Source organism: Paenibacillus sp. FSL R7-269 (assembly GCF_000517865.1).
GTDB lineage: Bacteria > Bacillota > Bacilli > Paenibacillales > Paenibacillaceae > Paenibacillus_AQ.
This window is the reverse complement of sequence record NZ_ASPS01000021.1, coordinates 21,088-33,391: the sequence shown is the minus strand read 5'-3', so window position 1 is coordinate 33,391 and position 12,304 is coordinate 21,088. Positions and strand designations below refer to the sequence as shown.

The 12,304-nt window shown below is 50.7% G+C and carries 9 protein-coding genes; 3 read left to right on the top strand and 6 right to left on the bottom strand.

What is annotated here, in order from left to right:
- Nucleotides 1-22: 22 nt before the first annotated feature.
- The gene (locus tag C162_RS34295) at nucleotides 23-922 is read right to left on the bottom strand and encodes an SUMF1/EgtB/PvdO family nonheme iron enzyme (protein WP_051493384.1); all 900 of its coding nucleotides are present in this window, start codon (nucleotides 920-922) and stop codon (nucleotides 23-25) included.
- 205 nt (nucleotides 923-1,127) lie between these two features.
- Between C162_RS34295 and C162_RS10750 the strand changes: the two genes are divergently transcribed.
- Nucleotides 1,128-2,399 carry a hypothetical protein gene (locus C162_RS10750; protein ID WP_156949605.1) on the top strand — a complete coding sequence of 424 codons (1,272 nt, stop codon included), beginning with the start codon at nucleotides 1,128-1,130 and terminating at the stop codon, nucleotides 2,397-2,399.
- A 79-nt stretch (nucleotides 2,400-2,478) separates the two neighbouring features.
- Here C162_RS10750 and C162_RS10745 read toward each other — a convergent pair whose 3' ends face one another.
- From C162_RS10745 to C162_RS10730, 4 genes are all read right to left on the bottom strand, one after another.
- Nucleotides 2,479-4,539, bottom strand: a complete 2,061-nt coding sequence (locus C162_RS10745; protein WP_036694299.1) for a methyl-accepting chemotaxis protein — start codon at nucleotides 4,537-4,539, stop codon at nucleotides 2,479-2,481.
- 553 nt (nucleotides 4,540-5,092) lie between these two features.
- Complete coding sequence (locus tag C162_RS10740) at nucleotides 5,093-5,887, bottom strand: (2Fe-2S)-binding protein (RefSeq protein WP_036694298.1); 795 nt, start codon at nucleotides 5,885-5,887, stop codon at nucleotides 5,093-5,095.
- 13 nt (nucleotides 5,888-5,900) lie between these two features.
- Entirely contained in the window at nucleotides 5,901-6,863 is a 963-nt protein-coding gene (locus tag C162_RS10735) for an ABC transporter substrate-binding protein (protein ID WP_235218401.1), read from the bottom strand.
- A 120-nt stretch (nucleotides 6,864-6,983) separates the two neighbouring features.
- On the bottom strand, nucleotides 6,984-8,630 hold the full coding sequence (locus tag C162_RS10730; RefSeq protein WP_036694296.1) for a helix-turn-helix domain-containing protein: 1,647 nt from the start codon (nucleotides 8,628-8,630) through the stop codon (nucleotides 6,984-6,986).
- 164 nt (nucleotides 8,631-8,794) lie between these two features.
- Between C162_RS10730 and C162_RS10725 the strand changes: the two genes are divergently transcribed.
- Together C162_RS10725 and C162_RS10720 are read left to right on the top strand one after the other, a co-directional pair.
- A complete protein-coding gene (locus C162_RS10725; RefSeq protein ID WP_036694295.1) occupies nucleotides 8,795-10,672 on the top strand; it encodes an ABC transporter substrate-binding protein in 1,878 nt (625 codons plus the stop codon).
- A gap of 5 nt (nucleotides 10,673-10,677) precedes the next feature.
- Complete coding sequence (locus C162_RS10720; protein ID WP_036694294.1) at nucleotides 10,678-11,604, top strand: hypothetical protein; 927 nt, start codon at nucleotides 10,678-10,680, stop codon at nucleotides 11,602-11,604.
- A gap of 136 nt (nucleotides 11,605-11,740) precedes the next feature.
- Here the strand turns inward: C162_RS10720 and C162_RS10715 are convergent, their stop codons facing one another.
- Nucleotides 11,741-12,187: an OsmC family protein gene (locus C162_RS10715; RefSeq protein WP_036694293.1), complete on the bottom strand. Its 447-nt coding sequence runs from the start codon at nucleotides 12,185-12,187 to the stop codon at nucleotides 11,741-11,743.
- Between the last annotated feature and the right edge of the window lie 117 nt (nucleotides 12,188-12,304).

The following is a 12,304-nucleotide window of genomic DNA, read 5'->3' as shown; positions in this document are numbered from 1 at the left end:
CTTTTGACCATATTTAGATAAGCTACAGTCTTACAATCCGCCGGTACACCAGGCAATCCAGCAGATCCTCCCATTCCAGCTCGCTCTCATAAGGATCGCGGAAAGCGGTCGCAGTTGGAAGATACCCTAGAGCAACGCCTTGCCCGCCGTGCAGATTGCAGCCGCCGTCGCCGCCTTTGCCGGTGATGCCTTCCGGTGTGAGGACCAGCTCCTTCTTGTAAGGATCACCGGGAAAACATAGCCCGAACGCATTCGGCAGCTCCAGCGGATACGGGTCTTCAGCATTAGCCTTACTTGAACCGGGCACATGCCTGAGCTGCATGGATTCGTCTATCTCGTCGCCCCACGGGAACAGCGTCCGGGTGCCTGCGCCGTACAGATACTCCCATTCATCCTCAGTCGGCAGGGCGAAGCCCGCAGGCAGCTCCGCCTCGCACCAGTCCCCGAAAGATTCGCTGTCGTCGAACAGGAACAGCACGATCTGTTCGCCGTCCCGCTCCAGCCGGAAATACTGGGAGAACTCATAGCTGGTGTGCGGCCCCTGACGGAACTCCTCGATGGCTTCGAGCACATCTTCATCCTCTTCCGGGTCGAGCCGGACCAGCGGACATTCATACCAGCCTGCGGATTGCGGCGAGCGCTGAACAAGCAACGGCCCGATTACAGCTTCTCGGAGGGGGGACATCTTCGCATACATATGTACTTCTGAACGGCCCAGGGTCACCGAGTCGCCCGGCACGAACACATATTCACTGCCCTCGTACATGAATACCCCTGTTTCCAGAGACTGGCCGTAACGTTCGAACCTATCGAGCCGCAGCCACTTGAAGCCAGCGGGTAACTGCTTAAGTACTTCCTGCATCGCGTGCATTTTCTCATCAACCGTTAATTGCCCCCATGCGGCACGGTTCCATGCTTCCATGTCATCTTCTCCTCCCGGGAATTGGCACTTTCAGCCTGTCTACTGTCATTGTAATGGACAGCCCGGGTTACTGGCAAACCCGCCGGGAATGCTGCCGGACACACCTGTTAAATAGCATCCATTTATAACCTGTCCTTATTGTCTGCGTGGTCATATAATAATTCAGGTTGGAACATTAATACATAGTAAAAGAGGGATAGGAGTTATGAATTCAAAACGATTGAAATTCTTCGCGGCAGGTTTTGCATTATTACTGGCTGCACAGGTACTGCTTCCCGGGCGCTCATCGGCTGCGGGGAAAGTCATTGAACAGCTCCCCAAGCCGGAATGGAGCTATACGCTGCCGGATGGCATTAGCTTCTGGGGCACTATAGACACCTTACAGAGTAAGAATCGGATGTTCATTCCGCTAGTCAAGACCGTAACCGTAGCCCCTTCCAAGACGAAGTCTTCGGGCATGTTGTACGCATCCATTGACCGCATTAACGGTTCTGCCAACTGGGTATATGACTATTCGGACATGGCCAACGACAAGCCGTTTACTGCCAATCGTTTCTTTACGGCCAGTAACGGCTACAGCTATTTCTATAAAATGTGGGGCGGCAAACCCTATGATCTTACCGTTGTTGATTCGAACGGCAAACGGAAATGGACCAAAACCATAACCGGGTCCTACTCGCCGGTGGTGCTGGATAACGGAAATATAGTGATTCAAGCCTTGGTTAGCGGCAATGTAGCTTCTCGTGGTATTACCGAGTACAGTCAGGACGGGAAGCAGGTACGCAAGCTTAAGCTGACCGGCAAATGGGCCTCAGGGGTGATTGATGTGCTGCCGAACGGCTATGTGGTACATAAGGAGCTGGATACAAACAAAGTCAGTGTATACCGGAGTCTGGATACTCTGACGAAACCACTGGTTACCTACACCGCTCCCAAAGCAGTTAAATATCCTGATTTCCAGGTGTATCCGCTTCGCGGCGGGTCGTTCCTGATTAAGATGAGTAGTAGCGATACCTGGCTGTTATTCGGCTATGACGCTAACGGCACCAAGAAGTGGGTGCGTCCTGTGAACAAGATGGATCGGATTGATACGACAGGCAACAACTATCTGATCCAGAGCGACAACGTCTATAAATTGTACAGCAAAGACAACCAATTACTCGGCAAGCAGCAGATCGGTGAAGCCGGGGACCGCGAATGGTACTGCCGGATAACACCATCGGGCGAGATTACGGTCGAGAAGCAGTACCAATGGCAGGAGCGTCCGGCTGTCGTTGATCCTGAGACCTTCGAGGGGGATATTGCCAAGGAGGATTTCTATGTGCTGGACCCGGCGAACCTGCAGATCAAATATCATCTCTCCACGTTATGGCACGACTATGAAACCGGGCATAATTACATTTATGCTGGAGGCGGGGAGCTGTACATTACGAGGAGTTACGCGCCTAAGACGATTACCAAATATATGTTGAAGTAGGCCGGCCGAACTGAAAACTCCCGATTTAAAAAACACCGCCAAGTGATAGATTCACTTGGCGGTGTTTTTGCATACCCCGTTATTCCAGCTTGAACTGCCTCAGCTCTTCCTCCAGCTTCTGCGAGATTTGGCTCAGCTCTCTGGACAGTTCAGCGACCTGCTCAATACTGCCTAGCTGTTCTTGCGTGTTGGCGCTAACCTCTTCAGTGGAGGCGGAATTCTCCTCTGTGGTGGACGAGATGACCTCAATCGCCTGCAGAATCTCATCCTTGTGCTTGTGGACAATCGAAGTGTTATTGCTGATCTGCAGCATCCGTACCTTAAGCTCCTCCAGGTCGCTGTTCAAGCTGAAGAAGACCTGCTTCGCATTCTCGACAGATTTGGCATTCTCCTCCGCAATCGTAAGGTTAAGCGTAGTGTGTTCTACGGACAGACTTGTTTTTTCTTCAATGGCGCTGACCTTCTTGTAAATTTCCTCGGTAGCGCGGGCTGTTTGCTCGGCAAGCTTACGCACCTCACCAGCCACCACGGCAAAACCTCTGCCATGTTCACCTGCCCGTGCCGCTTCAATGGAAGCATTAAGGGCCAGCAGATTGGTCTGCGTCGCTATTTGATTCACTGTGCCTACAATACCCGAAATCTCATGACGGCTCAGATCAATATCCTCAATGAGCGATGACATCGCCTGTGTAGATCGGTGATTGTCTTCTGCGGCCTTGGAGAGCTGCTCCACCAAGTCAAGACCGGAACTGCTGAGCTCTGCTGAGGTCTGTACCATGGTTCCTACAGTCTGGGCATCACTGGTGATTTCGTCAATTTGATCCGATAATGCACCGGTTTTGTGGAGAATGCTCTCGGATTCAGCAGACTGGTAGTTGGTGGCATTCGCTATTTCATTGATGGCCGTAGCCGTTTCGTTCATGGTAATAGCGGTTTTGGTAGAGATGGCTTGCAGGTTCTGGGAAGACTGGGCCAGCACCTGAGTCGTATTATGGATCACCTGAATCATGCCCTGAATCTTCTGGACCATGCCCGCGATGCCATGAGCAATCTGTCCGATTTCATTGCGGGAGGCATCATTGAGCTGAACAGTCAGGTCTCCGTCTGCAATCCGTTTGATAGCGGCCAGCAGTTTTGGAATGGAGCGTAACAGGTAGCGCAGTGTGAGATAACAGATGAACACCAGGACCAAAGCGGCCACAGCAAAACCGGTGATGGTCGTCCGGGTGAAGGACGTCAGCTCGCTAAGCGCCTCCTGCCGGGTAATGGTTAAGCCTACAGACCATCCGGTATCCTTGCTGGTGGCATAACCGATATAACGGGGGTCACCATTATCATCAATGAGTGATACGCCGGATTCGCCGTTAATCATTTTTTTGCCGATGGCCCCGAGATCGCCCGGACTGTCTGTAATCTTCTCCTTCAACACTTTGGCTTTATCCGGATGGTAGAGAATATCGCCTGAGCGGGTAGCCAGAACGGAGAACCCGGTAGTTCCCAAGGAATAGCTCTGCATGATCTCCGGGATGTCATCGAAGGCAATATCTGCGGCAATGAAGCCGATCATTTGGCTGCTGTCATTCAGAATCGGATAGAAAATGCCCATCAGCATTTTGCCGCTAATGACATCGGCGTAAGGCTCAGAATAATAGAGACCCTGGGATTCAGATACGGGCTTGAAGTATGGGCGGGCGCGGATATCGAAGTCTGAGTTAGAGGCCAGACCGTCATTTTGGAGGAAATATCCCTTCCCGGATAACCCGGCAACCCAGGCATCGGCGAAGGAGGGCTCTGACTTTACAATGTCCGCCAGTGTTGCGAGTGCTTCTGCGGCGTGGGGGGAGGTGGTGATTTGATCTGGTGTAGTGCTCTCAATATATTTTTGGAAAATCGAGTTGGTGGACATTTGTTTGACCAGTGCGCCCTTCTCCTTGAACAAAGCATCGAACTGGCTGACAATTCCCTGCGTCTTGGTCATCAGCATCGACTCTTGCTGGCTGACCAGAATGCTTCGGGTGCTGGAATAGAAGAAGGTACCCAGAATCGAGAAGACGACAAGAATAATGACTAGCAGTACAATGGCCAATGTGTTGGCAATGCTGGTTGAACGGACTGGCCGTTTTTGAATTAACTGTGACATAGGTCATCTCCCGGATATGTATTAGAGCGAAAGCTCTTAAATAATATGTCGGAATATGGCGGATATTCTTGTAGAGGGAAGTATGTTAAATTTCTTTAATAAATTTCTATTGGATAAGCCGAGTCAATCCTATCAATGAATATGACAGGAAGAACAAATACAGAGCAAACCTGTGAATTCAGGTTTGCTCTGTGATTGCAACGGCCTTTTACTAACATCTGTGCTTAGGCTTTTTCCAGGGCTTGCAGGGTATATAGGGTTTGCAAGGCACGGTGTGACAGGGGATGGGCTTACAGCCGATTTTTTTTGTTGTTGTACAACAGCTTTCAATACATGGATCGTATCTAACGGTGACAAATGTTTTAACAATCTCTTTTTTCACAAAACATTTTCTAATTGGATCTGTGGGAATACAGGAATGTTTTCTATTTTTCTTATTCATTTCGGTTACCTCCCCATATATTATTACTTGTTATCATATGTGTTTGTGCTTCAGCCCGACTAAGGTAATAACCCATTAAATGGTATAAAATAGAAAAAAGATCAACGGTAATTACCATTGATCTTTCCATGAGACAGGTAGCTGGGAATTCCCAGCTGTAGAGATTATAGGACATCCGCCGCAATAGTCATGATCCGCTCTGAGCTTATAGGCCAGACAGCAGGTAGCTTTCACAGATATCGTATCGTGCGGAGAGTGTGGGTCCGTCCTGAACTTGGGGGTGATACGGAACGGATTGCTGCGAAGTCCGAATACCTCCGGCTTCAACTCCCAGATTACAGCTTGGAATTGCCCGTGGATCAGGTTGCGATGGCACTCACTGGGAGCATCAAGAGCATCCTCTTCGATAAAAGTATACAACTGATTATAGACATGCTTCCACAGCATTACCGCTTTGGTCTGTGAAGCCTCAGCAAGTGCCGCAATAATCGGTCTGACCTCGTTCGTGTAGAACCACCCAAGTTCGTCTATGATCTCATTTCCATTCCCGTTCCGGTCATAGATACCCTCCCGGTAGTTATGGATAGGAAAGGCGAATTCGGGATACCCCTCTGTGCGGATGAGCTGCACAGACAGGTTATTCAGTCGCAAGGCATGAGCCAGCGGGTCTGCAGCTGTGAGCAGTACGTATTTGGCTCCGCAGATTCCGGCGATCCATGTGCAGAAGATGGCTGCCGCTATCCGTTTATCCTCAGTCCCGAGCATGGAAGCATAAGTGGTAAGCAGATGCTCAGCATGTGCGGGCATACATAATTCGGTCAGTCGTAAAGTAACCACTGCGTTCTCAATAGCTTCGGGGCAGATGTAATAACGTTCAGCCCGCTGGAGCTCGCCAGTGTTGCCCATCTGAAGTCCCCCTTTATTTGGAGTTGCCTTCAAAGGCTTGAAGCACTGCATCCACCGCATAACGGTTAGCCATAGGAGACATCCCCAGATTGAACCAATCCTTGCCGGCCATGGTATAGACCTGGTTTTTTTTGACCGCCGTCATGTTCTTCCATAATGGACTCTTCAGCAGATCCTCATAGGTTTTCTTCACCCCGGCATCGTCCTCGTTATTCAACTGGAGGAAAATGTGATCGGGATTATACTCAGGCAGCTTCTCAAGCGAGATGGATAAGGAAGGGTCCTTAGTTGGAAAATTCGGGATCATCTCCAGCCCAAGCGTAGTATGAAGGAATTTTCCGCGGTCAATCTGATCTCCGTAAAGAACGAAGCTGCCCGGCATCACCATCATGTACATCACCGTTTCATTACCCACCAGATCATCCAGCTTCTGTTTGGCTTCCGCCTCCTGAGTCTCCAGATCCTTGATTACCTTCTCTGCAAGCTCCGTTTTGCCGAGTACCCCGGCGATATCCTTCAGCTCATCCCGCCAGTCATCCCGCTGCGGCAGCAGAACCGTCGGAGCGATCCCGGACAACTGGTCATAATCCTTAGCCGACCACCACGTAGGGGCGAGGATCAGATCAGGATTGGCTGAGAGAATCATTTCGAAATTCGGGGTTTGGGCTATGCCCATCTTCAGCGTATCCTTGAACGGCTCCTCTAGATAGGTCGGGAACTCCTCCTGGTAGTTCTGTACAGCAACAGGCGTAACCCCCAGGGCCTGCAGGAATTCCGGGTAGACCACAGACAAGCCAATCACTCTGGCCGGGTGGGCGGGGATTTTAATCTCGCCTTTCTCACTGCCTACTACCCGGAAATCTGTCTCGGCGTCTGCGGCAACTTTGGCCTGTCCACTGTTGTTAGAGCAAGCTGTCATTACCAATATCAATGCTATCGCCATGCAGTACACCATTCTTTGTCTCATCTGTCGCATATCTTCAATAACCTCCTGAGTATCAATACCTGTCTTCTCACCTGAGAGTGAGAATCAATATCACTGTTAGGAGTATAAAACAATCCGTCTGATTCGACTATTGACTATCACGCCAATATTTCATGTCCGATTACGCCAGAGTGTCAGTGCGGAGTCGAGAGCCAGCTCTTGAGTGAACGAGTTATACTCTGTCCAAGGGTAGGGAGGGAGGTGCCCGATACGTGAAAACCCTGCGGGATCTGGGAGCAGCAAGGACTCTCTGTCCCGGAATGCAGACCAAACGGCCTGCGCAGCAGCATCCTCATCCACAATAAACAGCAGCTTGTCCGCATCTGACGACCATAGCGCATCCGGGGTTATGGTCTGATTACTTAGCTTACGGTCCACAACGGACGCCGGGATAAAATGCAGATCATCATAGAACACCTCAGCTAAGCTTCGCGCAGATAGCACGGTGATGGACTGCCTGGATATGCGGGCAAGGAGCAGCTTGCCCATGGCGTGTCCTTGACCCAATTTTGCCCGGATGCTCTGGGCCTTGCGCTTATAGTTATTCAGCCAAGCAACTGCTTCCGGCGCCCGGCCCACGCATTCTGCAATGAAGTGTAATTGCGAGCGCCAATCTGTCTGGAGCGGAGACACAAGGAACGTGGGTGCAATTGCCTGAAGCTGCGGAACCATCCTCCGGCTTACCGACGTCTCCAGCCCGAGAATGTAATCAGGACGGAGAACGCTAAGCTGCGCTAGCCGGAGAGACTTCTGCTTGGCAAGCGGCAGCGCCGCATCCGTCTCATATTTTCGCCGGTAATATTCAGCCCAGGGATGGTCCGCAGGAGCTGCGCAGGGAATAATATTCAGGGTAAGCAGCGACCCGATGAGGCTGCCGTGACAAACTGCGATTTTGAGCTTGGCATTGCGCATGAAGGTGGCCGGCGCGACCCCGGTAATCTGCTTGAATTTGCGCCGGAAGTAAGGAACATCCTTGTAACCCACATAAGCCGCAATATCCTTCAGCTCATAATTCGTCTGCGGCAGCATCAGGCTCCGTGCTTGTCTGATCCGGTATTCGGTCAGGTACTCGATCGCGCTGAGACCATAGGTCTGCTTGAACAGCCGGATGAAATGCCTGACGCTGGTGCCTGCTTCAGCAGCAAGCAGACCGATGGACAGCTCTTCACGGTAATGCTGCTCTATATAGAGCTTAGCCCGCTCCATGGCAGTGTCGGTATCGCTTGGCTGCATCTGTCCGGCACTGCTCAGCAGACTGTGCAGCAGCTCATAGAACCGGCTCTGGGCAAGCAGACGCTGCAAGGGGTTCTGGCTTCCCATGTAACCGGTGATGGACTCACAAAGTTTGCTGTATGTAATCGTTGACTGAATGGCTATGTTTCCTTCCAGGGGGACGGGGAGATGAAGCTCAGCCGGTCGGGTAGGTTGCTGTTCTTCCGGTATACTATGCTGGCTATACACATCGAACCGCAGGATGTATACACTTTGTTCGCCTGTGTTCTCCATTGAGGCCTCGATTAATTGCCCCGGCTGACAGAAGAACGCACTTCCCGCCCTCAGCTCGCAGTATTTGCCGTCCACCGTGATGGAGCCTTGCCCCGCAATGGGTATCAGCAGCAGATACGATTTCAGAAATTGCAGCCGCAGCGGCCACTCTCCCCCAGGATTACTGCCATGCATAATACTCTGAAGCCTGAACCACATCTGATCAAGCATTCCAAAGGGTTCCGAAGGGGGGAGGCTATTCTTATCGTTCATTCGTTGCACCGCCTTTCTGTTATATGCAGCTTAATTTCATGGAATTTATTATAGCTCACTAGACAGACAGATCCTATTTACAGAGCTACAGTGTTGTAACTGATAATGGTTATCAATTATAATAATAGAAATTTACAGTGGACGGCAGCCAGGGGGAAATACTTGTGAGATTCAATAGATCAGACAGTATTCGGGCATGGAATCATGTACCGGTTAGAATTATGGATATCCGTCATATGAGCATGAGGCCGGGAGAGCAGGAGCGGTACGTTTTTCCGTCAAGTGTGTTTGTATTCACTAATCAGGGGGAGGCTGTCTTCCTGCTCGACGGGACCGGAGGTACTGCAGGACAATCACAGGTTATGCATGGCGGCAAAGGCGCCATTCTTCAAGTCGCCAGTCTGGGTCAACCGTTAGATTATTACCTCATTCTATACAAACCTTGGTCAGGCAGTGCCTTCACAGAAGCGCGCGGGGACGAGCCGGGTTCTTTTCAGCAGAGATACGCCTTCCCCGGGAGTGACCCATGGGTGATTCTGTCCCTGCTGGAGCGTATGCATCAGCTATGGAGGAGCGGAGGGGAGCTGGAACGAGTGCAGGTGCTGGGACTGTTCTACCAGTTTGTAGCCGAGCAATTCCGTCAGCTTGAGCTGGCGGGCGAGCAGGAGCCGGAGACAGATCTGGCAGAGCAGATCGCCCGTTATATCGGGGAATTCTATCATCAGCCTCTGTCCATGAGCGCTATGGCTAGGTTGTTTCATTACAGCACGCATCACTTAGTGAGGGTATTCAAGCGCAAATATCAGTGCAGTCCGATGGAGTACGTGAGCCGTACGCGGATGCAGCACGCCAAAAGCCTGCTGGCCAGGACGGATGCACCGATCCGCGATGTGGCTGAACGTGTGGGGTATACGGATTTTTATTATTTTAGCAGACTGTTCAAAAAGGTATATGGAGAGACCCCCGCACAGTTCAAAATGCACGCTCCGCTTCTGGAAGGTTCAAATCCTACCAAAGAAATGCCGGAATCGTTCATTGCTCGCCGGAGGGAAGCACGTTATATTGATATCGATGATAATCATTATCAATACAGAAGACGGAGTGTGAATGATTTGAAAGCTAGCCTTAAGCCCATGTTTATGATGTCCCTCTTGATCAGCTTGTCTGTGATGGTTGCTGGCTGCGGAGGCGGAAATACGAAGACTGCTGATGACGAAACCACCAAGTTGTTCACCGACGGCTTCGGCAGAGAGGTGGAGATTCCGGCAGAGCCGAGTCAGGTTGTTGCCCTCACTTACGGCGGGTATATGCTTCCGCTTGGCCTGAAGCCGGCAGGTGTTAACCAGGAGACACTGGAACAATATAAGGAAGAGATGGCGGATGTGGAGAATGTCGACTCAGGAACAGGCAACGTGGAAGCCATCTCCGCATTGATGCCTGATCTGATTATTATCCCGGATTATCTGGGCCAAGATGTCATTGAGACCTATGAGAAGATTGCTCCAACCGTAGCAGTAGCCTGGGGCGGTGACCCGGATGTGGTGAACACCTTACGGACCATGGGCGAGATTATGGGCAAGCAGGAGGAGGCAGAGAAATGGATTGCATCGTTCGATAAGAAGCTGCAAGGTATCCGGGACAGCATCAACGTGAAGCTTGATGAAGGCACGACTGCCATCTCCTTCATTATTCATAACGGGGAGGTGCTGCTTGGAGGCGAGGGTGGCACCCTGGGCAAGCTGATCTATCAGGATTTCGGCTTCACCATGCCGGAGCAATTCAAGGAGTATGCTGACGGGGGAACGGCGCTGTCGATGGAGAGACTGGTGGACAAGCCGGCGGATTACTTTTTCACACAGATGACGGATGAAGAGCTGGACGCGATGCATGAGCTGTTCAAGGAGCCGGTCTACCAGAGCATCCCTGCGGTGAAGAACAACCGGATTATCAACGTCTCGCGCGCCAACTGGAACAATGGGCCTTACACGGTGGACCGGGGAGTGGATGCACTGATTGAGCAGGTGTCGAAGCTGCAGGAGTAGGAAGGGTGAATCTCGATATGAATCCATTTAATAGAAAAGTCAATGTTCCTTACGTCAAATTCCGTAAAGCCAACATCCTCCGAAACGACTCTACCCAGCATGACTGGCAGCACTGGGGCGGCTACCGTGATCAGATCCGGCAAGTTTTGGAGCAAACTCTGGAGCATAACCGCTGCGGGCGCGGGCATATTTTATTACTCGGAGCAGGGAACGGAAACGATGTGCCCATCTCGTACATCGAGTCTATATTTGAACGGATCACGATCGTCGATATCGATGAAAAAGCGTTGGACCGCTTTCTGGCCAAGTCGGCGCACCCGGAAAAATACGAACGAGCAATCATTGATCTGACCGGCGTAGGAAGAGAAGTGTCATCTCCGGATGACTTGAAAGAAAAGGTTGACGATTTGCTGCCAAAGGTGGACTTCTCGCCGCTGCACCCTCCTTTTGACGTGGTCATGAATTTATGCTTCACAACGCAGCTCATCTCCGCCTTTTTTTACAGGAAGAAAAATAGGGTTGTCCATACGCCAGAATACAGCGCTCAGCTGGATCAGTTGCTTGAACGGATTCATATCAACATCTTTGAATCATTGTGGGGCCTCTTGGCATCGGACGGGGTGATTGTTCATTTAACCGATACTCTGCTGCTGCAGCACATGAAAACAACCGGCTATACCAGCCCGGCTACTTTTAAGACTCTGGAGCTGACGGGAGGGAATATCCGGGATAACTTGGACATGATTTATGAGCATCTGCCGGAGCTGGCTAAACAAGGCTTATGCCTGCCGGGAGCATTTGTCCACGTTCATCCGCAAATTATGCAGTTGTATAAAGTTGAATTAAGGTTTTCGTTGCTGTGGGAGTTCGTCCATGACGAATATGAAGACAGGGATTACTTTGTGAGCGCGCATGTGCTGACCAAACTGTAGTAGAAGGTAGCCGGACCGGTCTTAGGTAGAACTGACGAAGGGGAGTGGGGGCTGCTAATCCGGATCGTTTGTAAGTTGTTAACAGGAAAGCCCCCAAACCCGCGTCCGACGCGGCTCCTCGGTTCTTATCGGTTGCTTAGCTTTCGATGATAATGCTGTCCAGCTTGAGATTAACCGGGTTTGCGAGCGTATCTCCAACTGGGCATTTGCTTTCCAGGAATCGTACAAATTCTTCAACCTGTTCTTTGGGTGAATCTGTTTTAATACGGAAGGTATACCGAATTTCTGAATAGCCCGGACGCACCTCCGACTTGTTGAAAAAGCCATCCAGATCAAGATCGCCTTCTACATCCACGAAGAAATCCTTGAGGTTCACGCCGAATTTAGGCGCATACACTCTGGCTACGATAGACTGACATGCTCCCAGCGAGGCCAGCAAAGCTTCGACCGGATTCATACCGGTATCAGTTCCGCCCAAGCTTTTGGGCTCGTCGATAATAAACTCAAAGCTTCGGGATGCTACTTTCACCTGGACTCCGTCTTGCAAATGCGCAGATGCTTTAAAAGTTTGGAGAGCGGTCATTATTAAAATCTCCTTTTATGGTTTAGTTTATAATGATTTAAATCATACTTTTCCGCTGTGATTATTTTAAATTTAACGGACTATATTGTCAATCCTCAAATTACCAACTTGCCTATC

Coding starts and splice junctions, on each gene's coding strand:
- C162_RS34295 (WP_051493384.1), bottom strand. CDS start 922: ATGGAAGCATGGAACCGTGCCGCATGGGGGCAATTAACGGTTGATGAG.
- C162_RS10750 (WP_156949605.1), top strand. CDS start 1,128: ATGAATTCAAAACGATTGAAATTCTTCGCGGCAGGTTTTGCATTATTA.
- C162_RS10745 (WP_036694299.1), bottom strand. CDS start 4,539: ATGTCACAGTTAATTCAAAAACGGCCAGTCCGTTCAACCAGCATTGCC.
- C162_RS10740 (WP_036694298.1), bottom strand. CDS start 5,887: ATGGGCAACACTGGCGAGCTCCAGCGGGCTGAACGTTATTACATCTGC.
- C162_RS10735 (WP_235218401.1), bottom strand. CDS start 6,863: ATGCGACAGATGAGACAAAGAATGGTGTACTGCATGGCGATAGCATTG.
- C162_RS10730 (WP_036694296.1), bottom strand. CDS start 8,630: ATGAACGATAAGAATAGCCTCCCCCCTTCGGAACCCTTTGGAATGCTT.
- C162_RS10715 (WP_036694293.1), bottom strand. CDS start 12,187: ATGACCGCTCTCCAAACTTTTAAAGCATCTGCGCATTTGCAAGACGGA.